The following is a 24674-nucleotide window of genomic DNA, read 5'->3' as shown; positions in this document are numbered from 1 at the left end:
TCTTTAATCCTGCGAGGGAAATTATGAATTTTGAAGAGATTCTAAATCAATGGGAAGCGCAGACACAACAGCCTTATGGAAAGAAGCGGATTCGTAAAGACTTAAAAAATCCGACAGCCGTAGCGTATGCCCTCGAAAATACTCAAACGTTAAACCCGATGGATTATTGGCTACGCCGTTACGGCGTTTATGACAAAGATGCGAATAATTCCGAAAATACTGCCCTTTTTGATAATCTAGCCGATAAACAGCGGCTACGGGCAATGCGCCCCCAGGCTGAAATCGATTTGCATGGCATGACACTGGAAGAAGCCTATGGTGCACTGGTTACTTTTTTTGAAGACGCCTTACGCAGAAAGTATCAGAAAATACTCATCATTCACGGGAAAGGGAATCATTCCCAAAACGGCCCGGTACTGTCACGGTTTGTACAAAAATTTTTAGAAACAAATGCCCATGCGGGTGAAACAGGGCACCCTAAAGGACGCGACGGAGGAACAGGTTCGACATGGGTAATATTAAAATAAATACCTTTGCCCAAAATTTTACGCAGTTTATTTGTGCGGAGAGTAAACGCATCAGGTAGAGTAGATTAAAATCGCAGGATATTTGAGATTGGGCAAGCATTTGAGACGCAGCGCGGCGAAACTCTGCTTGACCAGTTGCAAATATTCTGCGTGAATATCAAAAAATACCTGATGCGTTTGCCCGTCTGTCCCCAAAAAATATTAAATAGTTCCATTGTCATAATAGCGAAAAAGAATTACAATCAGCAATTATTATGGATACCCAGTCGGATATTGTAGCTAGGGAAAAGGACAATGCCCTCACTCGGCATGCTTTAGTAATGCAGATAGCGCTCTACGCCGGAGAACTGCTTGTTCGCAACGGGGCAGAAATGTACCGCGCCGAAGAAACGATCGTGCGGATAAGCGAAGCGGGCGGTGTGTACGATGTTACCCCTTTTGTTACTCCCACCATTCTCTTTATTGCAAAAGGCGATAGAGAAAACGTACTTTATACAAAGGATATCAAAAAAAGAGGCAACAATATCGCTAAGATTACCTTAGTCAGTGATTTTTCTCGCAAGTTTGTGGAAGGCAAAATCGATATATCCGATGCAATGGATTGCCTACGCAAGATAGATGAATATAAAGGATACCCGTATCGATTCCTGTTATTTGCTACCGGTATCGGGTGCGGTATTTTTGCAGTTTTAGTAGGCGGAAAATTCGGAGACTTTGTCGCAGCGTTTTTTGCTTCATATATTGCCGTTTTTATCAGCGATAAAATAATGGTGCGTTCCCGTACTGTTTTTACCGGTAATTTTATCGCAAGCATGTTTGTGGGAGTCATTTCCATTATATCTTTTGAAATTAAATTAGTTGACAACCTCGACAATATCATCGTCGGTGCGGCACTTGCTCTTGTTCCAGGGGTTGCATTTACTGCAGGAATCAGAGATTTTATCTCAGGCGATTTGCTCTCCGGTATCGCGCGTATCGGAGAAGCAATTCTTGTCGCCATTGCAATTGCGTTCGGAGTCGGCAGTATTTTAATGCTCTACTCGATTTTTGGAGGACTTTAATGCCGATCTATGTCCATACCGTGCTTGCCTTTATCAGCTGTCTCGGTTTTGGCGTTCTGTTTAATGTTCAGAAACGAACATTATTGCTCGCGGCCCTTAACGGTGCAATCGGCTGGACAATCCTGTTAAGTCTTGACATTCCACAAGTCAGCTATATCTTTGCAAATCTGCTGTCAGCTATTGTGGTCGGCCTCCTGGCGGAACTCTTTGCTGTTATTCAAAAAACTCCTGCGACCTCTTTTATCGTTATCGGTATTATCCCGTTAGTCCCGGGTTTCCGCGTATATCGTTCTATGCTTTTCTTTGTGCGCGGCGATCTGGATAAGGGGCTTGCTGAAGGTGTTCATTCATGTTTTATGGCAGTTGCAATCTCGGTCGGTATTATCCTCTCTACCTCCATTGTCCGCATGATTCGGCGGCCTATCAAAGACTTTATAAAGAATAAACGATAGAAAAGCTCGTATAAATTGACAGCCTAGAGTAATTGCAATAAAATATTATTGTATACTTATGGGGTAGTCTGCCCCTTTCCAAAAAGTATAGGAGGTCGATATGAAGCTTGAACTGGGAATTATCCCTATTCATGAGATGCGGTTTTCCGATAAAACTGCCATCAAAGGAACTTGTCTCGAAATAAACAAGGATGAGCTGATATCTTTGATTAAAGAAGATCCGCTTATCACTGATGTTTCACTGACAATTACCAAACCGGGCGACAAGACCCGGATTATTTCCGTTAAAGACGTTATTGAACCGCGCTGCAAGGTTGAAGGCAGCGGCGTATGTTTTCCCGGATTTTTTACCGGCGAAGAAGATACGGTCGGCTCGGGTAAAACCGCCGTACTCCGCGGTGCAGCGGTGGTAACAACCGGTACCGTTGTCGGATTCCAAGAAGGTATTATCGATATGAGCGGCCCCGGTGCCGAATACACGCCGTTTTCCCGCACGATTAACCTTGTGGTAAAAGGCACCGTGAAAGACGACACCACTCGTGCAGTTAAAGAAAAATCACTTCGTTTGATGGGGCTTAAAGCCGCACGCTATTTGGGTAATGCCGCAAAGTCCGTTGCTCCGGCAGAAACCGAAGTGTACGAAACCTTGAACCCGATTGAACAAGCTAAGCAATATCCCAATCTGCCGAAGGTTGGCTATGTCTATGCCCTGCAAAGCCAGGGGCTGCTGCATGACACCTACTACTACGGCGTCGATGTTAAGCAGATTGTTCCAACCATTATGTATCCCACTGAGGCGATGGACGGCGCAGTCGTAAGCGGCAACTGCGTTTCCGCCTGCGACAAAAACCCGACGTATGTGCACCAGAACAGCCCCGTTATCCACGAGTTGTATAAGCGGCACGGAAAGGATTACAACTTTATCGGCGTCATCGTAACCAACGAGAACGTAACGCTGGCGGATAAAGAGCGCTCTTCTTCTTTAACTGCACGGCTTGCGGAACAGCTCGGCCTTGATGCAGTGATTATCTCCGAGGAAGGTTTCGGTAACCCCGACGCCGACTTGATGATGAACTGCCGCAAGATTGCTGCAAAGGGCATTAAAACAGTATTGCTGACCGACGAATATGCCGGACAGGACGGCGCGAGCCAGTCGCTTGCGGATGCTCATCCTTCTGCGGATGCCGTGGTGTCGAACGGAAACGCCAATCAGGTTATCAAACTGCCTAAGATGGACTTGGTTATCGGCGATCCCCAACAAGCAAACGTTATTGCAGGTGCATGGGACGGCAGCTTACACAAAGACGGAAGTATTGAAGCGGAATTACAGGTTATTACCGGCGCAACGAATGAGCTGGGCTTCTGGAATTTATCCGCATGCGGATTATAAGAGGTAAACAATGAAAAAGATTGTACACTATATCAACCAATTCTTTGCCGGAAAGGGCGGAGAAGATGTTGCCGACTACAAGATTGAAGTAATCGACGGAAATGCCGGACCCGGTATGGGGATTCAAGCAGCGCTCGGCGATGCGGGGAAAATCGTTAAGACGATTATCTGCGGTGATAACTATTTTAACGACCACACCGATGAGTGTATGGGATTTATCCAAGATGTTTTAAGGGAAAACAAAGCGGATTTGCTAATTGCCGGCCCCGGTTTTAACGCCGGCCGTTACGGTATGGCATGCGGCGGTGCTGCAAAAGCGGCGGCTGCGCTTGGCATTCCCGCTGTTTCCGGGCTATATGAAGAGAACCCCGGTTACGATGTGTTTAAAGCATGTATGTACACCGTTAAAACAAAGAATTCCGCTGCCGATATGCGCCATGCAGTACCGGCTATTGCTGCAGTTGCAAAGAAAATTTTAAACGGTGAAGCAATCGACCTTGCAGCCGATGGCTTATTGCCGCGCGGTATCCGCCAAAACTACTTTGCAAAAGAGCGCGGAGCAAAACGTGCCGTCGATATGCTCGTACAAAAGCTCAAAGGTGAAGCTTTCGTTACCGAATATCCGATGCCGGTTTTCGACCGTGTACCGCCCCATGCACCTATCACCGATATTTCCAAGGCAGTTATCGCATTGGTTACTTCAGGCGGTGTTGTTCCGAAAGGGAACCCCGATCATATTGAAGCGTCTTCCGCTTCTCACTACGGTGAATACTCCATCGCGGGACTTACAGAACTGACATCCGAAAACAGCGAAACGGCGCACGGCGGTTATGATCCTACTTATTGTAATGCTAACCCCAACCGTGTTTTACCGGTCGATGTACTGCGTGATATGGAACGCGAGCATAAAATAGGAAAGTTGTATGAGCTGTATTACACGACGGTCGGTAACGGCACCAGCGTTGCGAATGCAAAGCGATTTGCGTCCGAAATTGCCGGAAAGCTTGTAAACGCCGGAGTGCAGGCAGTTATTCTTACCTCCACGTGAGGCACCTGTACTCGTTGCGGTGCAACGATGGTTAAAGAAATTGAAAAAGTTTTACCGGTTGTGCATATTGCGACCGTTGTTCCGATTTCAAAAACAGTAGGAGCGAATAGAATTGTACCGGCGGTAGCAATTCCTCACCCGCTCGGAAACCCGACAATGAACGCAAAGGACGAAAAAGAATTACGCCGTGCGCTTGTCGAAAAAGCTTTAAAAGCCTTACAAACGCCCATCACAGAGCAGACTGTTTTCTAAAAGACCGGCTAACGGCTTCGGCTATTAGCTGATGTTGGAAGCAAGAAGTTCTTGTGTGAACGCCCTCTAAAACGCATCGTCTTAGAGGGCGTTTTTATAAAAATACCGTTATCGATACTTAGTATTGACCGCGGCAAGTGCAGGAAGCAGGTTATCCGTAAAAAAGCGGTCATCAATCGGGAGATTGGCGGCGGTTCTGCCTAAATGCACATCCTTGCGGTTTGCTCCGTGAAAGTCGCTGCCGGCAGTAACAATCAACCCGAGACTTTCGGCAAGTTCTTGTAGCCGGATACATTCACCGTACCGCGCCCCCGAATGCCATGCTTCAAGGCCTACTAAGCCTTCTTTTTTAAATTGGGCGATGGTTTCAGGCAGTTTTCCCCACGAAAGATAGAGCGACATCGGATGAGCCAATACAGGAACGCCGTGTGCGTCTTTGATAGCGTCAATTGATTCCGTAAGCGGTAAACATTCCTTTTCAATATAAAACGGACGTCCTTTTGCAAGGTATTTCAGGAAGGCATCTTGAATGGATTTTGCTTTTTTCTCTTGTACAAGATACTTTGCAAAATGAGGCCGTCCGATTACCGCTCCGCCGGCGAGTTGGGCGAGCTTTTCTTCGTCGATGACGATCCCCGCCTCATTAAATTTTTCTATTATCTTACGGTTCCGTTCCAGCCGTTTTTCCTGCGCATACTGCATAAGACCGCAGAGTGTTTTATTTTCGATATCGATTCCCAGTCCGAGTAGATGCAGCTCGCCCGGCTGCCATTCAACACTGATTTCTATTCCCGGCAAAACACGGATGCCGAGCGCTTCCCCTGCCTGTTGTGCTTCCGCAACGCCCGCTACGGTGTCGTGGTCGGTAAGGGCAAACAGCGAAAGTCCCGCCTTATGCGCTTCCGCTGCCAGTTCCGCCGGTGAAAAAGTACCGTCGGAGGCTGTGGAATGAGTATGCAAATCTATCATAGCAATCATTATAGCAAAAAGATTCATAATGCACTAGGTTTTTTCCGCGAGGTATGATATAATCATCGCAGATAGTTCTTACCGTTAATTGTTCGGATAAATATATGCGGTACCCTTTAAAAACTGAAGTTTTTAGGGAGCACCATGTATGATTACAGTTGAGAACTGCGTGTGGTACGGAGGACAAAATGCCAAAGGCTGTTCAATACAGCGCAAATTCTGTTATTTATTTTTCAGGCGATTTTGATGCTCGAGTATTTTTGCTGCATAGCGGGCATATCGCACTCAATTCGCTTGATATTGAAACCGGCGCGCAGGTAACGGAATATATTAAAACCGGTGAGTTTTTTGGAGTGAAATCCGCACTTGGGAATTATCCGAGAGAAGAGAGCGCGATGGTCTTAACCGATTCGCTTGTGTATACATTCTCTGTTGCCGAATTTGAAAGTTTTGCTCAGACAAATACACGTATTATCCTTCAAATGTTGAAAGTTTTCTCCCGGCAACTGCGAAATATCCACCGGCAGCTTGAATCGTTAATGGATAGTAAACAGCAAACGAATAACGAAGACGGTTTATTCACGGTTGCATCGGCCTTTTATAAATCACAGCATTATCAGGCGGCTGCCCAAGTAGCTGCGCGCTACAGGGCACTCTATCCGGCAGGCAAGCACTTGGCGGCAATTGGCCCGATTATTGCAAATTCGACACAGATGGCAGGTCGAAGTTTTGGAGAAGCGCGGCAGCCGGGCAGCATGGGTGGTACTTCTTCCGGTCAGTCTGCCGCATCCGCTTCCATTCCGGTGAGCGGTCCCGTTCAACAGACTCAGCCCGACGATGCCTCTGTAGATTTGACTTTCCAGCTTGCCGAAGATCTTGCAAAACAAGAGAAGTGGGCTGATGCATACAAGCAATATCATACTATTATTGAAATGAAGCAGGGCACAAAGCTGGAAGCAGCTTATTTAGGAGCTGCCCGCTGTTTATACAAGCAGTCCGAGTTTGTTCGCTGTATTCAGCTCGGTACGGGCTTTATTACTCAATTCCCCAAATCTTTAAAACTTGCAGAAATTTTGATGTTCCTCGGTATGTGCTATCAAGGTATGGATCGGCCCGATAAGGCGTTACCGTTCTATGATAAAGCATTGACGATGGCAGATCCGTTGCTGGTGCCTAAGATTAAAGAACTACTGGCTGCATGCGAAGGAGCTATCCATGCCTGATTTATTTGCCTCGTTTGCCCGTTTTGCAAAAAAGTTTCCTAAGGGTTCCGTTATCTTTTCCGAATTTGAACCGGGCGCTTCTTTTTATTTAATTCAATCGGGGCGCGTTCAGCTGATTAAGATCATCAACGGAGCGGAAAAAAACCTTGATATTTTACAACAGGGGGAGATCTTCGGCGAGATGGCTGTTTTGGATAACTCTCCCCGTTCCGCTTCCGCAATCGCGTATGACGATGTTGTTGCGCTTGAGTTTAATAAAGAAAACTTTGAAATTCTGTTGACCGGCAATCCGGCCATTGCAATGCGCCTGTTAAAGACCTTTGTTAAGCGTATTTACGTCCAGAAACGGCGATTCATGATTTTAACGATACAAGACAATATCGCCCGCGTCGGCGACGTATTCTTAATGCTTGATGAAACGCAACCCGATCTTGATCGTTCTACCCAGATGCGTACCTTTATCATCACACCCGAAGAAGTAGCCCGATGGGCAGGCCTTTCGGCGGAGGCGACCGGCGATGCACTGCGAAAATTTGCCGATCAGGGACGGTTAGAGGTATACGGCGACCGTATTATCGTAAAAAATATCGTTGACCTCTCCCGTTTTGTAACAACACGGCGCACAAAAGACAACGTTTTCGGCTAATCATCGGTAATGAAAGAACACACATTACAAGACAGTATCCGCTCATGGAAAACCATGCAAGACGCTTTTTCCTCTTTGAGGGAAGAGCGTTTTCCGTATCATATACACGGCCTTTCAGGCGGTATATTCGCTTTTTTCTTAGCCGAATATGTCCGGCATTTTAACGCTAACCTCTGTATCGTCGTACCGACGGAAAAAGAAATAGAAGAGTTACGCGCAGACCTCGATATCGCGGGATTGCAAGCTCAGGTTTTGCCGTGGTGGGGCAATATGGCATATCGGCCCGTACAAAACTCCGCGCCGGTATTTGCGGAGCGGGCTCAAGTTTTAGCCGAACTCTGCGCAGGGGCACCGGTATCCGGTTCGGCCGTCTCCGGTTCGGTATCGTCCGGCTTGACGTCAAAGGCGGTGTCCGGATTGGCGGCACCAAACTCAGCGATATCAAACTCGACCGCAAACACGGTAACGGTTATGACCCAGCGGGCATTTCTAACGCCGGTTCCGCCGCCCGACTACCTTAAAACACTCACCTGTACTCTCTATAAAGGCAAGGAAATCGATACGGAAAAGATAGCCTCGATGCTGATACAGTGGGGCTATACGCGGGTGCCGCGGGTAAGCGTCCGGGGCGAGTTTGCGCTCCGCGGTGAGGTACTCGATATCTGCGCCGCCGCTAACAAAGGTTCGCAGCACACCGCCTATCGTATCCAATTCGACTTTACTACTATCGAAAAGATAAAATCCTTCGATATGCACACGCAGGCCTCGGTTGAAGAATTTGACAGCCTGACGCTCTATCCGATGAAAGAGGTTATCTGGGATGATGAGCGGATCGCCGCGCTCGAACGGAATTTATCGCAGATGCCCGAATTTACGGCCGAAGGTACGGAAAAACTGATTGCGCACTTAAAAGAACAGCGAGCCTTTGACGGTGAAGAGCTTTTTTATCCGCTCTGTTTTGAAAAACCTGCAAGCGTCCTTGATTATCTTGAGTATCTGCACGGCGGCGCATCAACACCGCGAAATACCGGAGGCGCTTCAAGGCATCAGGGCACAGGCGGCGCTGCGAAACCTGCGGTTCTTCTGTACATGGATTACGACCGGCAGCGGAACGCGGTGGAGGCGCTGGAGCGGGAGTATCACGGCTTATATAACAAAATCACCCGCGCAATCGACGATGACATCAAGCATAATCTTTTGATTACCGAATATCCCATGCCGCAGCGCCTTTTGCTGCCCTTCGCGGAGTTGACCGAAAGCTATCCGCAAAGTCTTTTCCTCCGGACGCTGAAAGAATCGGATGAAACCGGAGCGTCGATTGTGTTTAACTGCGACCCGCCGCGCAGTTTTTTCGGCAATATCGTGTATCTAAAAGAAGAATTAACGCATTTGCAGCAGGAAGGATGGCGTATTTTTGTGTTTGCGGAAAGCGATGCGCAGGCGCTCCGTATCGGTGAGTTGCTCAAGGATATTAAAGCCACCGTGCTGCCGCTCACACTTTCTTCCGGCTTCGGCATCCCTGAGCTGAAAATACTCGTTATTCAGGAAAACGAAATTTTCGGCAGGCGGCGGCGCATCCCGAAATCGGTTAAGCAGGTTAAAAGCTCGGTTATCGATACCTTTGTGGAACTCAACCCCGGCGACTATGTTGTCCACGTCAACTACGGTATCGGACAGTTTAAGGGGATTGAGCGCGTTAAAACGCTGGGGCATGAGCGCGACTATATCAATCTGCTGTACGCGCAGGACGAAACGGTGTTTATTCCGATCGAGCAGGCGAACCTCGTGCAGCGGTATATCGGCAATGAAGGCGAAGCGCCGCGGCTGGATATCATCGGGTCTAAGGCGTGGGAAAACCGGAAAAACAAGGTTAAAAAATCGGTTGAAGATATTGCCGATAAACTCATCGACCTATATTCCCGCCGCAAAGCCGCCGCCGGTTTTGCCTTTGCGAAAGACAACGAATGGCAAACCGCTTTTGAGGCCGCCTTCCCGTATGAGGAAACGGAAGATCAGCTGACCTGTATTGCCGATGTAAAGGCCGACATGGAAAAACCGATACCGATGGATCGGCTCATCTGCGGCGACGTCGGTTACGGTAAGACGGAAATTGCGATGCGGGCGGCATTTAAAGCGGTGATGAGCGGAAAGCAGGCTGCCTTTTTAGCCCCGACCACCATTCTCGCGGAGCAGCACTTTGATACCTTTCAAGAACGCTTTCAAAAATTTCCGGTAAAACTGGCACGGCTGTCCCGCTTTGTTCCCAAGGCTGAACAGAAAAAAGTGCTGACCCAGCTGAAAAACGGAGAGCTTGATATCGTTATCGGCACACACCGCGTTATCCAAAAAGACGTACAGTTTAAAGATTTGGGACTGATGATTGTCGATGAAGAACAGCGCTTCGGGGTTAAAGACAAGGAGCGACTCAAACAGATGAAGACGAATATCGACTGCCTCTCTTTGAGTGCGACCCCCATCCCGCGTACCCTGCATATCAGTCTGTTAAAAATCCGCGATATGAGCCTTTTAACTACGCCGCCGCAAAACCGCCGTCCGGTAGAAACCGTTATTTCTCCGTTTGACCCCGAAAGAATTGCGCAGGCGATCCGTTTTGAAGTTGACCGCGGCGGACAGGTGTTCTATCTGCATAACCGCGTGGAGAGCCTCGAAGAAACACGGTATAAGATCCAGCAGCTCATCCCCGAAGTACTTATCGATATCGCCCACGGGCAGATGAGCGCAAACGAACTTGAAGATATTTTCCGCCGCTTCAACATGGGCGGCTTTCATGTCCTCATTGCTACTACGATTATCGAAAACGGTATCGACATCCCCAATGCGAATACCATCATCATCGACCGTGCCGATATGTACGGCGTTTCGCAGCTGTACCAACTGCGCGGCCGCGTCGGGCGTTCCGACAGAAAGGCCTATGCGTACCTTCTCTATCCTGAAAACAAGGCGTTGTCGGAGGTTGCGATGAAGCGGCTGCAGGTTATCTCCGATTTTACGGAACTCGGCTCCGGCTTTAAAATTGCGATGAAGGATATGGAAATCCGCGGCGCAGGGAATCTGTTGGGAAAAGAACAGTCAGGCGACATTTATTCCGTCGGCTTTGACCTTTACCTTCGGCTTTTGGAAGAGGCGGTGGAACGGCTGCAAAACGCCGGTTACGAGCCTGAAACGGAACCGGTCATAGAGCTTGAGTACACGGGCTTTATCCCCGACAGCTATATCCGCGTGCCGGAAACAAAGATGGAAATATACAAAAAAATCGCCGCCGTCCGTACCGCGGAAGAACTGGATAGGCTCTACGCGGAACTGTCCGACCGGTTCGGTCCCGTTCCGGAAGAAGCTGAAAGCCTGCTTTCTCTTGCTGAAATTAAAATTATCTGTGCAAAACTTGCAATCGCCTCGCTTAAAGAGCGGAACGGAACCGTGCGCATCACCTTTGCGAAGGTCTCAAAGATTTCTATCGATAAGTTGCTTCGCATGATAAAAGAGTCTGCGGGACGGGTTAAACTCGATGCAAAGCAGCCGAACGTCATCATGCTCGAAACCGGTTCCATCGGCTTAAAAGAAAAGAGCGAATTTATCAGCGAAAAACTCAATCAGCTTATCTAACGCATATTGTATTCCTATTGACGCCCCTGACATCCTGTCAGTAACGCGACAGGGTACTTAAAGCTGTACAAGGACGTACAGGCTTCCGGGTCAGTATACTTTACCGGATTATTCCCTGCGCGGCTAATGCGTACCGCATGGTAAAACCAACCGAGATAAGCAATGATTATTTCATTATCATTTATTTGATAACAGGTATCCCCGAAAAGAGGGCGCTCTTCCCTACCGTTAAGATGCTCCACATAGATCGCTTTGATAATTTTACTCGTTATTCCTAAATCTTTAAAAGTATACCCTGAATACACAACATCTTTTGTCGCAGCTCTCAATTGCTCATCTGTAAGAAACATTTCTTCAACCTTTTCCGCTTTTATAAATCTTTCACCATCAAGCGCTACTCCTTCCTTATCATATTCAACAATTACTTTATCATATGCAGACGCCTCTCTTCGTTAAATCAGTAAAATGCATATAAGCACTATCATCAGTAATAGTAAAATACCTGTCAACTTTCCATTTACTGATATAACTTTGTAATTGTACCTCTTGTGAAAACAGCATAGCCGTCTCCACTAAAATCATGCTGATTAAAAATATCTTCTTCATATCCTTGTGTTCTCCTTCCGGTTTTGATAAAAACTCGGCAGTGCTGTATATCGATAAGTACCGTTTTTAACTACCTAATGCGTACCGCATGATAAAACCAACCACGATATTTTATTATTAATTCATTATCATTTATTTGATAAAATGAAAATCCAAAAACATAATAGTCGATTTCCTTATTGCTAATATCCATATATACTTCCTTGATAATTTTTTCGGTTATCCCTAAATCCTTAAAAGTATAGCCGGGATACCAAGAACCTCTCGTATAATACTTTAACTGTTCATCTGTAAAAAAGTTTTCCTGAATTTCCCTCGTATTTATAAATTTTTCACCGTCAAGTACGATACCTTCCCTATCATATTCAATAATCACTCCCATGTACGCATAAGCTTCATTCTTTATTAAATCACCGATAACGTGATAGTCTTCATTAACAGTAAAAATACGGTCAACCTTCCATTTACCGATATAACTTTGTAACTGTATCTCTTGTGAAAACAGCATAACAGCCTCCACTAAGAGCATACCTATTAAAAGCTTCCTTTTCATATCTTTGTCCTCGTTTATTATTTGATTCTTCTGATCTTTTACAATTTATAATAGACTCATACTTACCAGCACATTATATCATAGAAACCAAAAAACATATCCATCTTACTTATAAACAATGTTTAATTCCCAGCCCCCAGAATAACCAAATTCATCAATTTTTGGATTTATAACTATTGTTGCGATAGAATCATGCGTAAAATCCACATATACATAATCAGAAACCCAATCATGTTTTTTATTTAAATATCCATTTTGTTTATCAAATGGAGTTACGCACTTTATACGATATTTCATTGGTTGCATTGACAAAACAATTCTTTCCCCACCTGCAAGAGATAGGTTTTTTCTTGTATAATTAAAACTGTCCCCTAATATCTCAAACTTAGAAACCGTATATTCTTTATAAAGAATATACTCGTCTCCTATCTTCTTTTCTATCAAAACATCACAATCAAGAGAATTCATCATACCACTGCATTCTTCACGTTTTATAACAAGTGTTGGATTATTTATTATATTTTTAAGAAATAACATACACAAAATTGTTATCAAAATAAGTATAAAAATATTCAGTTTTCTTGACATAGTTAATCTCCATAAGTATCAGCATACTTATAATCGCTATACGAATTATTCAAAGGACCTGTAGATGTATGGTTTTTTTTCCCTTTCAATTATCACCAAGGAAAACCATAACACTAGGCATAACTAACTATATACTCAATATTAAATAATTATCAATTCTATAAAAAAATTTTATTTTTAATTTCCGCAAAATATATTAATTATATCATCATCGGTCATATTGAAAAAGAATTCGTCTATCTTTAGATTATTACCATTGTCTATTCCCAGCAATTTACTACATACAGTCACTATTATTTCGTAATCCCTTTTTGAAGCAAAATATTTCTCAGCTGATTTATCTAAAATTTTTATAAACAATTCATTAGCCTGCTTCCTTTCTCCCAAATAATAAAGACAAACTGCATATCCCAGAGTATGAAAAGAAATATTAGTTTGATTAGCTTCATATCGCTTGTATACAGAAGCACAGCTATCAAGAAAAACTCCCCTTGGAATAATTTTTTCAAAATATAGTTTTCTTAATACATAACATTGTTGAGAGTATCCACTATTCCAATTTAACTTATCTATTTTTTCTTCAAAAGGAAAAGCATTTAGAAGGTTTTCTATTTTTTTATTTTCATCATCCGTAAAATTTTGGTAGTTTATAGTATCTTCCACTTTCCATAAATCTTTTATTCTTTTTTCTTGGTTTGAACATGCAATGAGTAATTCTACAAACATACAAAGCATTGACAAATATTTTATCTTTTTCATTGTACTCTAATCATTTCCTTGGAATAATGAACAAATCTTTCAAACGTTTTTCCATTTTTATCATAAAATACTGTTTCCTTAACCTCCGCAGAAGGATTATGAATAACTAATGGACCATCACTTTCTAAATATCCTGTAGCACCATCTTTTTTCGCCGTGATGTTCCCATTCGCATCATAGCGATAGTACCGTTTCCCTGCGTGCACTAATCCGGCGCTCGGCCAGACGTTACCACGGGCACCCAGTAGGTTCGTCGTGTTTGATTTCTTCGTCATGTTTCTGTCCCCTTTTCAAAATATAAACGCCGTCTGCTTCATCGCTTCAAAAAAATTAATCCTCAACGTATCAAAGATATGGCTGTGATGCTTTTTACCTGTCTCCTTGTAGTTTCACAACGGACAAGAATGTACACTGGTTAACAAGCTCTTTTCTGTGAATATATGCTTGTCTTTGTATTATTTTTTTATCTGAAACGAGTATATATCTACCGCATACTTCTGGTATCAATATAATTGCAAATAAAATCCAAAAAAATGCCATTTCATACCATGTTGCATTAGAAAAAAGTAAAATAATCAACATAATATAAACAGGGGAAAATAGAATTTTATCTCCTATTCCTTTGTCTATCCTTAAAAAATCGGTATCTTCCTTTTCAGAAAAATATGATTTAAATAAAATAAGCAATTTTTTTATTCTACTCACCATTTGCTATACCATTTGTTATATATAACATATTTGATTGCTTTTGCTGTTTATCTACGGTTGGTAAATACTCTTTTATTCGATTAACGCCTTTTGATAAAAGTACTGCCGCAGCTGTTCCTTCAACTAATGCACAATTGCTACATCTTGCAACAGCAATCTTTGCAGATGTTTTTATACTAATATTTTTTATTGTGCCATTTGCTAATTTAATAGAAACTTGTTTTGAAACCGCCAACATAGATCCTTTTCCTGAAGTTATTCCTGGTATTGAATTATTACTTAATACACCTGTTGCAGTCCCAATTACTGTAACCGTAATTAATTCTTTAACATCTGTTTTTGTAATATTTCCTTTATTATCTATCATTTGTTTAGTTAAATCGCCAATACTACTACCTGCTACACCTGCGGCATATCCATTGCATGTGCCAGCCATAATAGCACCTGAAATCGCTCCTCCTACAGCTGCCCCTATATACGTACCTATACTACTTACATTACCCGTTAAACAATCTCCAATCGCAACTGAAGCTACGCTCACTGCTGCTCCCAATAAAGCACCTATTGCCACATGTAAAGCCTTCCTATCAGGATCTTCATACTTCACTGGATTATTGGTTTGAAGCTCGCTATCGCTTCGCTGCCCGATGCCCGCGTAGTGGTACAGGTGTAGATTCACTGTGTTGTATACCCCACCCATGCCGGATAAGTTCTCGTTATGTTTCTTCGCCTCGTCATCTATCGGCGCTTTGGGTATGTAGTCACTTAAGGCAGGGTCTCCACTCAGCCACCTCGAATACTTCGGGTCTAAATAGCGCGCGCCGTAATAGTATAGCACGGTTTCTTCATCCATCTCCTCCTTTTGAAAATATACACGCCGTCTGCTTCGTCACTTCAAAAAAATTAATCCTCAACGTATCATAGATACGCCTGCGGTTAATTTTTTCTCGCTTCTCGCATCCGGCATGTCTCTTTTCAAAAGGCACCGTTTTCTCACATACGGCCGTAACTCGTTCTGCGGGAAGAGAATGGAAATTCTTATTAGGGTATTAAATGCGGATTGTGACTTCCTTTATAATCATCAAAAATCCACGCATCTCCATCCCCAGAAGACTAGTTCCTATTCATAATAAATCTCAAAACATACATTCCCAAACAATAAGCCAGCTTCTTTGATATTATATTCAGATTTTAAACGTTGCAGTATATAAGGAATTAACTCATCAAGATATGAAATTATCCTATCAAGAGTTTTTTTATATTCTGTCACATCATCTCTTTGTATTAGGAAATATCTTTTTTCAATATCGACATTATAAAAATCTTCTTCACACTTTTGACTCTCATAAAATTCCTTTGTATCAATTTCATTCAGACTATCTCGTCTTTCTATATAAAGCATCCTTTCATCTATTTCCAACAGAAAATCTTTATGTTCATAAAATGGATTAAATGAAATACTTTTTTGTATCGAACCATTAGACTTTAATTTACTCATTAAATATAAAAATTCTGGAATAGACACATAATGATTAGCTCCATTTTTAAATTTTGTATATGTATCTACGATCATCTTTGCCCTCTTTTTCTCATTTTGTTGCATCCTGATGATTGTCCTAATAATGACATATTTACTTTAGAAACTTACGAAATATTCTAATACTATCGTTCATAATATTCCGTATAATATTTATTTCGCTTTCTCCCCATACAGGACTATATATCTCAGGAGAGTTCTTTTTCAAGGCGAGAGGATTTGTTCCGTAAAACAGTTTATTATATACGTCTAAGATTATACAATCCACACCATTATCATCACCTATAAACGGTTCTTTCAATGTATATGCCATATCAGATGCAATGTTCCAAAAACGTAAAATAAGATTGCAATCTATATCGTTCAGACATATTTTTTCTATAAATGTATCAATATCATACAATATAGCAGCATCTACTTGAGTATCTAAATCATGAATTTTACAAAAATCTCTCATTTCAGCTTCACAATAAAACATAATTAATTTACCATTTTTATCAATCAAAAACGCGTCACGGTTATCAGAAAACCATAAACAATAATATGTTTGATTAGATATCTTAAATTCTACTAAACAATATTCAATTTCTGTATTATATTTCATTCAAAACCTCTATCTCCATATTTTTTTAAGTTGATTAAACTCACCGCCTGGTTCACGGGGATTATAATTTCCATCTGAAGCTCATTGCATCGCTTCCATCTGTTCCGGGGTAGCTCCTGATGGAAAGAATTTACTTAGCATAACTGTACACATTAATATTTTAGTATAATTGCATTTAAACACGTATCGGTATATTTTTCACCCTTATACACATCAATAATTGTTAATATAATATCTTTTTCATGTAGTTTCGAAGAAGCTTCAAAATAAGATGGGAAATATAAGAGTTCTGTATTAATTTTTGAAGCACCAAAAAAGAGAGGTTCATTAGATTCTCCATACAAAACTAAGAACCTTTCAGATAATAACATCAATAATGATTTTGAATAATTTTCATTTTTTATCTTAAGCTGATAAAATTTACCATCAGTATTGATTGAATACTCAAATACATGATTCCATAAAAAATCATCTGAATTGTTATTTTCATCATCAGAAAATCTAATTTTATTGTTTTCGTAAAAAGTTATCATTTTAAAACTATTCATATCCTTATAGTAAGTCGGTTCAGCTATTTTCACCCCATTCATTGGTAATGTATAAGTCCTAAAACATATACATAACAAAAAAATTATCTTGAGAATTGTTTTTTCCATATAGTCTCCTTTTTATTTGTATGGAGGGAGTAATACCCCGACGCTCTGTGTCGGGGTGTTGATTAATTTTCAACTATTGGTGGAGCCTTAATTACTATTTTAATATTGTCTCCTTTCACCCAAGCGTCTTTACCTTCTCCATACTTAAAACCAATATCTTTTAATATACTGGTAACCTCATTGAAATCAGCTAGATGAGAAATTTGACAGCCGGCACTATATATATAATGTAACATATATTCAGTCTCACCTATCCATACTAGGAATCGTGAACAGTGTTGCGATAACTTATCTCACTTTTCAATTTTTGTCTCCACGCCAATAGCGCGTTTCTCATATTTTACAACAGAACCAGGATAAGAACTAAATAACGCTAAAATTTCATCTTTTAATGCTTCATCTTCTTCTATAACTTGCTCTTAAAATAAAGAATATAATCCATCTTCATCCTTTAAGTCTAAATATGTTATTATTTTATCAGCAATTTCTAATTTTTTTTGATCATGGCTTGTAAATAACCGCATAGTTTCTTTTCCCTGACAATTTATAAAAATAAGCATATATAAAACGACAAATACAATAAATTTTGGCTTACTCATATTTTCTCCTTTTAAAAATTTAAAGCCGCTGTATTGGAATTATCATTAAATTTCCAGTGGGAATTTTCTTCCCATTCTGCTTTGAAATCTTGATACATTTGCTTATTGTTACCAAAATTAACGGTAAACTGGGCTTTTAAGTCGCTTGCCTTTACCCCTTGTACCCTCGGATTAAAGCTGGTCGCCCACCAATGTATCCCCTTAAAACTACCAAATACGATTCGATCCGCTTCCTTCCCTCTGCTACTTCATACAGCCGACTAATCGTTATCTTTGTTTCCTCTTCCACCGCCTCTTCATACTTTTCATCGTTAAAGATGGACGTGGTTCTATGCAGTAACGAGTTTGACAGTTCGTCAAACTCGTCTTCAAGCGTTGTACACGGATGTACAACGCTTGAAAGTGGATTTCCGCTTCAATCGCTGTCCGGGGGTGAGAATAGTTACGCTGTGACTAAAAACAAAATTTTGTTTTCACCTTAAAAAAATATTTTTCCTTTCAATACTACCACGGATGGCGGTGGTTCTAAACAGTATCCATTTATCCAATCTTATATTATAAATTATACATCATTACATAAAAATACAGAAATATATTTTTTTACACTCATTCATATATACCGACTTTTGAATTGATATACCTGCAACCGACAATCCTCAAATGCTAACGCAAATATCACTCAACCAAATTTAAGCATCAGGTTAATAGTAGATAATAATTCATCTATTTTTTCGCTTTTTATTATATCTACAACAAAATTAATTTGCTGTAAGACATCTTTATATACATATAATTTTTCATGAATTACAGTCTCCAATGCTTTTTCAATAAATTTTTCATCATAAGATTTTCCGATAGCCCAAATGACAGAATCATAATAATTTCTGCCTTTACTTAAAAAATAAATTAATTCATCTAATATATAATTTTTTTCTTCTTCGGATAAATTAACAACCAATAAATCTGAAGGAAGTAGTTGTACATAATCTGTAGGATTCTCCTTATCAGTATTTTTTTCAATTAATAAACCAAGATTTATTATTATATCCCGTTTATTTTTATTGCCTTCACTAAATAATAATTCAATATATTTCTTTATCAATTCATTCATAAAATTATTCCACAAGGTTTATACCACGCAAATTTTCTAAATCAATTCTATAGCTTTTTCCTGAATATTTAAATTCATCACGCATAACTGTGCCACCGCCTGATATATGATATACCCTTTGTATCCTTAACCGCTTCACTCATTCTAATTATTGCAGCTCTAAAATCTTTACATCGAGATAGCCCTGGCTGAACAACAACAGCTTTTGCATATAATTCTGAAAGAGCTTCATACGCTTCTCTTTTAGCAACACCCGATTTATTATTGCTTTCTCTAGTCGTAGAAGCAGGAAAGGATTTCCGCTTCAATCGCTGTCCGGGGGGGAGAGGATAGTTACGCTGTAAATAAAAATGAAATTTTGTTTTCACCTTAAAAAAATATTTTTTCTTTCAGTACCGCCACGGATGGCGATGGTTTTAAACAGTATCACATTTTGGTATCAGGAAAACATGATATCAAATCTGTACAAGAACGTACAGGCGTGATATGGATTCTCACATACGGCCGTAACTCGTTCTGTGGGAAAGAGAGCGTTTTTTAGACATCGCATTGTATGCTTCATCTTTTTACGATCTATTTCACGCAAAATAATCAATCCATCTTAACAAGTATCATAAATATAGAAACAAAAATACTCCAAATAATACTAAATTCGATTGTTAAAACAATATCATATTTATCAAGCCATGGGAAACAACTATTAATAAAAAAAGCTACTGCAATAGTCAAAAATGCAGAACCAAAGTAAATCAGCAATGTGATAAAAAATTTACGAACAGGACGCATAATCTACCTCAACTCTGACTTTTGGTTAAATGAATGATACATATCTATAGCAGTAGGAATTACAGATTCTCCAACCACACCAGTAGCTCCAGCCCATTTCGGTTGTTGAATTTCAAAATCTTCAACAGTCCCTGTTAATAAATTGGGAACCCTACTCGTACTTGTTGAACAACTTCCAATAGCAGCTTGTGTAAGTTCACTAGCCACAAATGCATAAGCGGCACCTTTTCCCATAGTCTGTAATGTTTCAGAAATTGATTGTTTTTTACCTTTAATCGCTTTTGAAGCAACATCTTTTAATCCAGCATCAACTGCACCAGAAACTGTATTTATAGCGACTGTTTTTGCAACATTTGATGCAATAATTTTTGACGCAGAAACAGCACCGCGCTTGCTTCGAAGCTACGCCTGTCGGCTCCGCTGCACCATACCACTCCAATCTTTTTGTCGCTGCGGCTTTGTTCCCGCGGTGTTTTTTTCTCAGTACCGACACGGATGTCGGTGGTTCTAAGCAGTATCATATTTTGTCATCAGCAAAACATGATATCAAATCTGTACAAGGACGTACAGATTTGATATAGCTCCTCACATACGGCCGTAACTTATTCTGTGGGAAGAGAGTGGATGAAATTTTATTCACACCACAATACCTACTCCCCCTTTAGCAGTTATTTACATTTTCCATACTCCCTAGTAAATTTTTCATTAAAAAGTACATCTTACTATTTTAAATTCAAAATACGGTTTTGTAATATATGAGAAATATACGCGAAATTCTGTTCCATCACTATCAATAAATTCTCTCAATTTACCATCTTTAATAATATAAGGACACAGAAAATAATCTCCATTCCATTGGTAAACACGTTGTGCTGCAAAAAAACATAATTGGCCTCTAAATATACCAAATATTGTGGAATCAATTTTTTTATTATAAAATCCATTTTCCAACTCATAAAACTGTATTCTCTTTAAATCTGTTATGTCAAAAATAAAATATTTATATGCATCATACGCCGCTACATCACCAACTAATACCAAATAAGCTTTTTCATTATACTGTATCAAGTAAAAAATTTGTCTTTCAAGAAAGATATCCCATCCATTAAAATAAAATTCTTGATTACAAAGCTCAATTTTTCCATGTTTTTTCCCTTTAGTATCAATAAAATTTTGACAAGGATAGTACCTTATACTTTCTATACCCTCTAAATTTTCAAATTCGGAAATATAACATTCCGTAAAGTCTTCTTTTTCCAAGTATTTATGTTCAAGCCATCCAGTTCCCTTAATTCTTACCAATGTATAAGGACATTCTTGTACATCATAAAAATCCATATAATTCTGACCATATACAAAAATCGGATAAAATAATATGAAAGTAAAAAAAGTGTTTTTTATCATTCAAACACCTCTGAGCCAGTCACATTTTCATAATACAAATTCAATTTCCAAAAGCTTGTTCTTCCATATCTGTTGGAAGGAATATTTTTTATCATATCAATAACTAATTTATTGAATTATTATCCCACAATGTTGATAATAACAGTAACGTTCCATCTCTGCCTCTAACTACATATCCAGCATAAGGATAAGCTAAAACCTGCACGTCTTCATTATAGTATGCAATATCCTTGTCTCGCAGTTCTTGCAATTCATCTAAATAATTTGTTGTATAATTAATTTTTGATTGCTTTTCAACACTGTTATCTTTTGAGAAAATATAATAATTCTTTCCAGTATTTTCATCATAATATTCAATAAAATATGCATATACATTCTTAACTTCATTTAATAAGTAGAAACCATTATTATCCTTAACGACTTCATTCGGGAAAATATAAATATCAATACTATTGATATTTGAAATAACCTTTGTACAAAACTTAGAATCATGTTCAATTCTAAAGAGTTCACTACCCATATTTAGTTTTATATTCTTAGTATTTGAGCTTATTTTTCGTTGATATATTCTACCTTGTAATTTGAACCCTAAAGTAATAGATATGCTTTTATCATCGATCCTATAATCATAAAGATTAACTTGCTTAGTTTCTTTAAACGAGCAACTAAATAACATAGAAATAATGATAACAACAAAAATATTAATTAAACAGACCCCATAATTCTTTATATGCTGGATCATTTTTTAATATCTCCTTATTTTCATTTAAATACTTCAATGCATCCTTTCTAGATAAAACTTGTCGTCCAGTTGTTTTGCTGGTTAATGGATTTATTGTTGTCAAAGTAATATTCCAAGAAGTTATATTTCTTCCTGTTTTTTTTAAGTTTAAGGTAACATCTCCCAAATATCCATTAGACAGATTCTTTGCCACAGTATCAATAAGGCCCAAGGCACCTAAAACTGTACCTGTTTTTTCTATTGCATGTCCTTTCATTTGATTTGGATCAGAATAATCACTCTCTGAATAATTACCTCTTGGTAAAGCTGCTCCAAGTGCTAATACCGGGTGTTGTTCCAGTTTAATTGCCCTCGAGGTTTCTCTTGTATATGGACTTTTTATCTCACCCCCTGTCCTTTTTGCAGGATCATCGTAATAGATACTTGAAAGTTTATTATTTATTTATTACTGCTTCAATCGCTGTCTTGAATACCCCCTTTCCTATTTCCGTTTGCTCCTCGCACCCAGCCGTAACTCGTTCTGTGGGGAAGAAAGTGTAGATTTTATGTATTTATAGTCGGATCTACAGCAAACCATACAGATACATCAAAATCATCTTCCTTATATTTCCATGCAATATTTATCTTTAAATGAGATTGCTGACATGCAGAAGAAATAACTAAGCAACACCCATTCTTTATTTTTAAGTAATTTATTCCTTCTACATCACCTTCCATCCCGATTTCAATATCTAAATTATTCTTAGTAAAACTAATTGCATATAAATTTTCTCCTGAATTAATACCTTCCGATACATCATCGCATTGATAATGTAATATAACTAAAGCCCTCCTTCTTTTTTGGATGGGAATAATAATTTGATAACGCTGTAAAACAGAAAAATTACCAAACTGAGTAGGAAGAGGGAGATATTCATACAAATAAGGAATATCATCAATTTTAATTTCTAAACAGCCTATAGGAGTCATAATCATGTCGGTATACCTCAGCAATAAATTAAAACAAGTATTATCATAACCAATACACCCCATAAACCACAAACATATATTATAAAAAAGGATAAGAATTTATAAAATTTATGAATCCGATAGAAATCACCTTTGCTTTTATCCAACCGAAACATCGCTTCTGTTTAAACCAGCGGCATCCATGCCAATGTTTAAGCGGCATTGCCGCTTAAACTTGCAAGTTTTGGCTTTGGCCAAAAAGTTGCTTCTGAAAATCCTCACCGTATCAGAACCGTCACGGACGGCGGTGGTTCACGTCAGTAGCGTGTTTGCTCTGCAAACACGTAGGTAAAAATCTACAAGGATGTACATTTTTACCGTGCCTCCGCTTTATTTTCGGCTGTCTCCTTGTATCTACTCCGCCTCTTTTCAAAAGGCTTCGTTTTTCCGCTTCCTATCGCTGTCCGAAGTACAACCGTCCCCATTCCTATTTATTCCTCACATACGGCCGTAACTCGTCCTGTGAGAAGAAAGAATAAATTCTTATAACAAGCTCTTTATAATCTCATGAACTATCACTTAATACCTGATAGACGGTTTTTACTTCCACTAAAACATAATCACCTGTTGCATTAAGTTTAAAATTCATCTATTTACTATATAATTCTGTGCATAATAACGCAAAATCAATAGAAGCAATTATACAAAATATTCTTAGAAGTACTGGAATTAGCCTAGTATTGCTTAAATTATTGACCTTTGAAAGAATTAATATAATCAAAGCATATAAAATAAGAATATAAGATAAAATAAGGACAATTATTGAAATTCTAAATAATATATTCTTATCTTTCCAATAAATAATACCGGTAATTCTTTGTATTAGTATCCATTTTGAATTCATCCTTTTTATCGGTTTCCGAATTTTTTTACTGTATTCATTTGAGCTAAGCGCAAATAAAAACAGACGTATTATAATAGTGTTAGCAAAAGCTAAAACTAGAGTGGTAAAAAATAGTTCATTCATTCTTATTGTTCTCCATGCATCATGTTCTCTACTTTTTTATAAATTTCAATGCCTAAGTTAAGTGCAGAAGGTGTTGTTCCTTTCAAAATACTCCACACTGTATCTTTGCTAATAGATTTTAATCCATTTGTCTTTACATAATATACAATAGCTTTGCCCAGTTCTGATACTAAATCCTTTCCAGTTTTATGAGTAATAGCATTCCCAATCCTATGAATTCCAAGTTTGTAGTTTCTCACACCTGAAACACTTTGATTGTTCTCATACATTAGAATAGTCATCTTTCCAATAAGATTGCTGTGCCGTTTTTGCTTCAATCGTTGTCCAGAGGAGACGATAAATATTTTACTTTGCTCTAAACTAGTTAATTTAACAAAACTTTCTTTCATTTTATAACTTTATCATTTTTCTTGTTTTTTTAGGGATGCAAGAGATCTTGTAGCGCTTATTATTTTTTTTCATATAATTTTCGCATCTTTAATAAATATTAATAATAAATGAAGATATGAATTTATATCTTTAAATAAAGGCAATATCGACAACGTAAAAGCAAATTTTGCTATTAAAACCTGAAAAATATAGTAATCATAACTAAAATGAAATTTCGATATACTTCCCAACACACAAATTAATAGTAATCCAACTATCATAAATAATATATGATAAACAGAAAATATAAAATTAAACTTTGGATATAGAATATTTGCGTATGTTGGCTTTAATAAGATAAAAAGCAAATAAGTAAAGATTGTCAAAATAGCGTATAAGCATAAAAGGACACCTTTTGAAAAATAGCCTAATTGAGATTCCATATTCTCGAAATTAAACTCATAATAAAAAATACCAACTACTAA

28 protein-coding genes and 1 pseudogene are annotated in these 24674 nt (G+C 39.3%); 8 read left to right on the top strand and 21 right to left on the bottom strand.

What is annotated here, in order from left to right; genetic code table 11:
- Positions 1-23 precede the first annotated feature (23 nt).
- From GWP43_RS01250 to GWP43_RS01230, 5 genes are all read left to right on the top strand, one after another.
- The gene (locus GWP43_RS01250; protein WP_162662115.1) at positions 24-527 is read left to right on the top strand and encodes a Smr/MutS family protein; all 504 of its coding nucleotides are present in this window, start codon (positions 24-26) and stop codon (positions 525-527) included.
- 254 nt (positions 528-781) lie between these two features.
- Positions 782-1588: a threonine/serine exporter family protein gene (locus GWP43_RS01245; RefSeq protein ID WP_162662114.1), complete on the top strand. Its 807-nt coding sequence runs from the start codon at positions 782-784 to the stop codon at positions 1586-1588.
- Positions 1588-2040, top strand: a complete 453-nt coding sequence (locus GWP43_RS01240) for a threonine/serine exporter family protein (protein ID WP_162662113.1) — start codon at positions 1588-1590, stop codon at positions 2038-2040. The genes GWP43_RS01245 and GWP43_RS01240 overlap by 1 nt, the downstream gene beginning before the upstream one ends.
- A gap of 100 nt (positions 2041-2140) precedes the next feature.
- Entirely contained in the window at positions 2141-3430 is a 1290-nt protein-coding gene (locus GWP43_RS01235) for a glycine/sarcosine/betaine reductase component B subunit (protein ID WP_162662112.1), read from the top strand.
- Between the two features lie 10 nt (positions 3431-3440).
- Positions 3441-4730 (top strand): glycine/betaine/sarcosine/D-proline family reductase selenoprotein B, encoded by a 1290-nt coding sequence (locus GWP43_RS01230; protein WP_162662111.1) that lies wholly within the window; start codon positions 3441-3443, stop codon positions 4728-4730.
- Between the two features lie 108 nt (positions 4731-4838).
- Here the strand turns inward: GWP43_RS01230 and GWP43_RS01225 are convergent, their stop codons facing one another.
- Positions 4839-5699: a PHP domain-containing protein gene (locus tag GWP43_RS01225; RefSeq protein ID WP_162662110.1), complete on the bottom strand. Its 861-nt coding sequence runs from the start codon at positions 5697-5699 to the stop codon at positions 4839-4841.
- Between the two features lie 188 nt (positions 5700-5887).
- Between GWP43_RS01225 and GWP43_RS01220 the strand changes: the two genes are divergently transcribed.
- The 3 genes from GWP43_RS01220 to mfd are packed head-to-tail and all read left to right on the top strand — an operon-like array spanning position 5888 to position 11192.
- Positions 5888-6922, top strand: a complete 1035-nt coding sequence (locus GWP43_RS01220; RefSeq protein ID WP_162662109.1) for a cyclic nucleotide-binding domain-containing protein — start codon at positions 5888-5890, stop codon at positions 6920-6922.
- The gene (locus GWP43_RS01215) at positions 6915-7568 is read left to right on the top strand and encodes a Crp/Fnr family transcriptional regulator (protein ID WP_162662108.1); all 654 of its coding nucleotides are present in this window, start codon (positions 6915-6917) and stop codon (positions 7566-7568) included. The genes GWP43_RS01220 and GWP43_RS01215 overlap by 8 nt, the downstream gene beginning before the upstream one ends.
- A 9-nt stretch (positions 7569-7577) precedes the next feature.
- A complete protein-coding gene (mfd, locus tag GWP43_RS01210; protein WP_162662107.1) occupies positions 7578-11192 on the top strand; it encodes a transcription-repair coupling factor in 3615 nt (1204 codons plus the stop codon).
- Between the two features lie 14 nt (positions 11193-11206).
- Here mfd and GWP43_RS01205 read toward each other — a convergent pair whose 3' ends face one another.
- From GWP43_RS01205 to GWP43_RS01110, 20 genes and pseudogenes are all read right to left on the bottom strand, one after another.
- Positions 11207-11542: a hypothetical protein gene (locus GWP43_RS01205; RefSeq protein ID WP_162662106.1), complete on the bottom strand. Its 336-nt coding sequence runs from the start codon at positions 11540-11542 to the stop codon at positions 11207-11209.
- A 326-nt stretch (positions 11543-11868) separates the two neighbouring features.
- Positions 11869-12351, bottom strand: coding sequence for a hypothetical protein (locus tag GWP43_RS01200; RefSeq protein ID WP_162662105.1), 483 nt, complete (start codon positions 12349-12351; stop codon positions 11869-11871).
- A gap of 105 nt (positions 12352-12456) precedes the next feature.
- Entirely contained in the window at positions 12457-12939 is a 483-nt protein-coding gene (locus GWP43_RS01195; RefSeq protein ID WP_162662104.1) for a hypothetical protein, read from the bottom strand.
- Between the two features lie 177 nt (positions 12940-13116).
- Positions 13117-13698 carry a hypothetical protein gene (locus GWP43_RS01190; RefSeq protein ID WP_162662103.1) on the bottom strand — a complete coding sequence of 194 codons (582 nt, stop codon included), beginning with the start codon at positions 13696-13698 and terminating at the stop codon, positions 13117-13119.
- On the bottom strand, positions 13695-13973 hold the full coding sequence (locus GWP43_RS01185) for a hypothetical protein (RefSeq protein WP_162662102.1): 279 nt from the start codon (positions 13971-13973) through the stop codon (positions 13695-13697). The genes GWP43_RS01190 and GWP43_RS01185 overlap by 4 nt, the downstream gene beginning before the upstream one ends.
- Before the next feature lie 94 nt (positions 13974-14067).
- Positions 14068-14406, bottom strand: a complete 339-nt coding sequence (locus tag GWP43_RS01180) for a hypothetical protein (protein WP_203232433.1) — start codon at positions 14404-14406, stop codon at positions 14068-14070.
- 586 nt (positions 14407-14992) lie between these two features.
- Positions 14993-15274, bottom strand: a pseudogene (locus GWP43_RS15495) (RHS repeat-associated core domain-containing protein); the annotation flags it as partial.
- A 252-nt stretch (positions 15275-15526) separates the two neighbouring features.
- Complete coding sequence (locus tag GWP43_RS01170; protein ID WP_162662100.1) at positions 15527-15979, bottom strand: hypothetical protein; 453 nt, start codon at positions 15977-15979, stop codon at positions 15527-15529.
- Positions 15980-16037: 58 nt separating this feature from the next.
- Positions 16038-16547 carry a hypothetical protein gene (locus GWP43_RS01165; RefSeq protein WP_162662099.1) on the bottom strand — a complete coding sequence of 170 codons (510 nt, stop codon included), beginning with the start codon at positions 16545-16547 and terminating at the stop codon, positions 16038-16040.
- A gap of 152 nt (positions 16548-16699) precedes the next feature.
- Positions 16700-17203, bottom strand: a complete 504-nt coding sequence (locus GWP43_RS01160; protein ID WP_162662098.1) for a hypothetical protein — start codon at positions 17201-17203, stop codon at positions 16700-16702.
- Positions 17204-17265: 62 nt separating this feature from the next.
- Complete coding sequence (locus tag GWP43_RS01155) at positions 17266-17439, bottom strand: hypothetical protein (RefSeq protein WP_162662097.1); 174 nt, start codon at positions 17437-17439, stop codon at positions 17266-17268.
- Between the two features lie 183 nt (positions 17440-17622).
- On the bottom strand, positions 17623-17802 hold the full coding sequence (locus tag GWP43_RS01150) for a hypothetical protein (protein ID WP_162662096.1): 180 nt from the start codon (positions 17800-17802) through the stop codon (positions 17623-17625).
- A gap of 679 nt (positions 17803-18481) precedes the next feature.
- Positions 18482-18913 carry a hypothetical protein gene (locus tag GWP43_RS01145; RefSeq protein ID WP_162662095.1) on the bottom strand — a complete coding sequence of 144 codons (432 nt, stop codon included), beginning with the start codon at positions 18911-18913 and terminating at the stop codon, positions 18482-18484.
- Positions 18914-19702: 789 nt separating this feature from the next.
- On the bottom strand, positions 19703-19933 hold the full coding sequence (locus GWP43_RS01140) for a hypothetical protein (RefSeq protein ID WP_162662094.1): 231 nt from the start codon (positions 19931-19933) through the stop codon (positions 19703-19705).
- Positions 19934-20028: 95 nt separating this feature from the next.
- Positions 20029-20220 (bottom strand): hypothetical protein, encoded by a 192-nt coding sequence (locus GWP43_RS01135; protein WP_162662093.1) that lies wholly within the window; start codon positions 20218-20220, stop codon positions 20029-20031.
- A gap of 184 nt (positions 20221-20404) precedes the next feature.
- Complete coding sequence (locus GWP43_RS01130) at positions 20405-21037, bottom strand: hypothetical protein (protein WP_162662092.1); 633 nt, start codon at positions 21035-21037, stop codon at positions 20405-20407.
- 169 nt (positions 21038-21206) lie between these two features.
- A complete protein-coding gene (locus GWP43_RS01125; RefSeq protein WP_162662091.1) occupies positions 21207-21845 on the bottom strand; it encodes a hypothetical protein in 639 nt (212 codons plus the stop codon).
- Positions 21805-22101 carry a hypothetical protein gene (locus tag GWP43_RS01120; protein WP_162662090.1) on the bottom strand — a complete coding sequence of 99 codons (297 nt, stop codon included), beginning with the start codon at positions 22099-22101 and terminating at the stop codon, positions 21805-21807. The genes GWP43_RS01125 and GWP43_RS01120 overlap by 41 nt, the downstream gene beginning before the upstream one ends.
- A gap of 287 nt (positions 22102-22388) precedes the next feature.
- Positions 22389-22820: a hypothetical protein gene (locus GWP43_RS01115; RefSeq protein WP_162662089.1), complete on the bottom strand. Its 432-nt coding sequence runs from the start codon at positions 22818-22820 to the stop codon at positions 22389-22391.
- A 1002-nt stretch (positions 22821-23822) separates the two neighbouring features.
- Positions 23823-24209 carry a hypothetical protein gene (locus GWP43_RS01110; RefSeq protein WP_162662088.1) on the bottom strand — a complete coding sequence of 129 codons (387 nt, stop codon included), beginning with the start codon at positions 24207-24209 and terminating at the stop codon, positions 23823-23825.
- Positions 24210-24674 lie beyond the last annotated feature (465 nt).

It is taken from the genome of Treponema vincentii (genome assembly GCF_010365865.1).
In the GTDB taxonomy this organism is placed as follows: domain Bacteria; phylum Spirochaetota; class Spirochaetia; order Treponematales; family Treponemataceae; genus Treponema.
This window is presented reverse-complemented; position numbering and strand designations above follow the sequence as displayed.

What these genes read in the sequence shown, in the direction of transcription:
- GWP43_RS01250 (WP_162662115.1), top strand. Translation starts at nt 24, where the DNA reads ATGAATTTTGAAGAGATTCTAAATCAATGGGAAGCGCAGACACAACAG.
- GWP43_RS01245 (WP_162662114.1), top strand. Translation starts at nt 782, where the DNA reads ATGGATACCCAGTCGGATATTGTAGCTAGGGAAAAGGACAATGCCCTC.
- GWP43_RS01240 (WP_162662113.1), top strand. Translation starts at nt 1,588, where the DNA reads ATGCCGATCTATGTCCATACCGTGCTTGCCTTTATCAGCTGTCTCGGT.
- GWP43_RS01235 (WP_162662112.1), top strand. Translation starts at nt 2,141, where the DNA reads ATGAAGCTTGAACTGGGAATTATCCCTATTCATGAGATGCGGTTTTCC.
- GWP43_RS01225 (WP_162662110.1), bottom strand. Translation starts at nt 5,699, where the DNA reads ATGATAGATTTGCATACTCATTCCACAGCCTCCGACGGTACTTTTTCA.
- GWP43_RS01220 (WP_162662109.1), top strand. Translation starts at nt 5,888, where the DNA reads ATGCCAAAGGCTGTTCAATACAGCGCAAATTCTGTTATTTATTTTTCA.
- GWP43_RS01215 (WP_162662108.1), top strand. Translation starts at nt 6,915, where the DNA reads ATGCCTGATTTATTTGCCTCGTTTGCCCGTTTTGCAAAAAAGTTTCCT.
- mfd (WP_162662107.1), top strand. Translation starts at nt 7,578, where the DNA reads ATGAAAGAACACACATTACAAGACAGTATCCGCTCATGGAAAACCATG.
- GWP43_RS01205 (WP_162662106.1), bottom strand. Translation starts at nt 11,542, where the DNA reads ATGTTTCTTACAGATGAGCAATTGAGAGCTGCGACAAAAGATGTTGTG.
- GWP43_RS01200 (WP_162662105.1), bottom strand. Translation starts at nt 12,351, where the DNA reads ATGAAAAGGAAGCTTTTAATAGGTATGCTCTTAGTGGAGGCTGTTATG.
- GWP43_RS01195 (WP_162662104.1), bottom strand. Translation starts at nt 12,939, where the DNA reads ATGTCAAGAAAACTGAATATTTTTATACTTATTTTGATAACAATTTTG.
- GWP43_RS01190 (WP_162662103.1), bottom strand. Translation starts at nt 13,698, where the DNA reads ATGAAAAAGATAAAATATTTGTCAATGCTTTGTATGTTTGTAGAATTA.
- GWP43_RS01185 (WP_162662102.1), bottom strand. Translation starts at nt 13,973, where the DNA reads ATGACGAAGAAATCAAACACGACGAACCTACTGGGTGCCCGTGGTAAC.
- GWP43_RS01180 (WP_203232433.1), bottom strand. Translation starts at nt 14,406, where the DNA reads ATGGTGAGTAGAATAAAAAAATTGCTTATTTTATTTAAATCATATTTT.
- GWP43_RS01170 (WP_162662100.1), bottom strand. Translation starts at nt 15,979, where the DNA reads ATGATCGTAGATACATATACAAAATTTAAAAATGGAGCTAATCATTAT.
- GWP43_RS01165 (WP_162662099.1), bottom strand. Translation starts at nt 16,547, where the DNA reads ATGAAATATAATACAGAAATTGAATATTGTTTAGTAGAATTTAAGATA.
- GWP43_RS01160 (WP_162662098.1), bottom strand. Translation starts at nt 17,203, where the DNA reads ATGGAAAAAACAATTCTCAAGATAATTTTTTTGTTATGTATATGTTTT.
- GWP43_RS01155 (WP_162662097.1), bottom strand. Translation starts at nt 17,439, where the DNA reads ATGTTACATTATATATATAGTGCCGGCTGTCAAATTTCTCATCTAGCT.
- GWP43_RS01150 (WP_162662096.1), bottom strand. Translation starts at nt 17,802, where the DNA reads ATGAGTAAGCCAAAATTTATTGTATTTGTCGTTTTATATATGCTTATT.
- GWP43_RS01145 (WP_162662095.1), bottom strand. Translation starts at nt 18,913, where the DNA reads ATGAATGAATTGATAAAGAAATATATTGAATTATTATTTAGTGAAGGC.
- GWP43_RS01140 (WP_162662094.1), bottom strand. Translation starts at nt 19,933, where the DNA reads ATGGGAAAAGGTGCCGCTTATGCATTTGTGGCTAGTGAACTTACACAA.
- GWP43_RS01135 (WP_162662093.1), bottom strand. Translation starts at nt 20,220, where the DNA reads ATGATACTGCTTAGAACCACCGACATCCGTGTCGGTACTGAGAAAAAA.
- GWP43_RS01130 (WP_162662092.1), bottom strand. Translation starts at nt 21,037, where the DNA reads ATGGATTTTTATGATGTACAAGAATGTCCTTATACATTGGTAAGAATT.
- GWP43_RS01125 (WP_162662091.1), bottom strand. Translation starts at nt 21,845, where the DNA reads ATGATCCAGCATATAAAGAATTATGGGGTCTGTTTAATTAATATTTTT.
- GWP43_RS01120 (WP_162662090.1), bottom strand. Translation starts at nt 22,101, where the DNA reads ATGAAAGGACATGCAATAGAAAAAACAGGTACAGTTTTAGGTGCCTTG.
- GWP43_RS01115 (WP_162662089.1), bottom strand. Translation starts at nt 22,820, where the DNA reads ATGATTATGACTCCTATAGGCTGTTTAGAAATTAAAATTGATGATATT.
- GWP43_RS01110 (WP_162662088.1), bottom strand. Translation starts at nt 24,209, where the DNA reads ATGAAAGAAAGTTTTGTTAAATTAACTAGTTTAGAGCAAAGTAAAATA.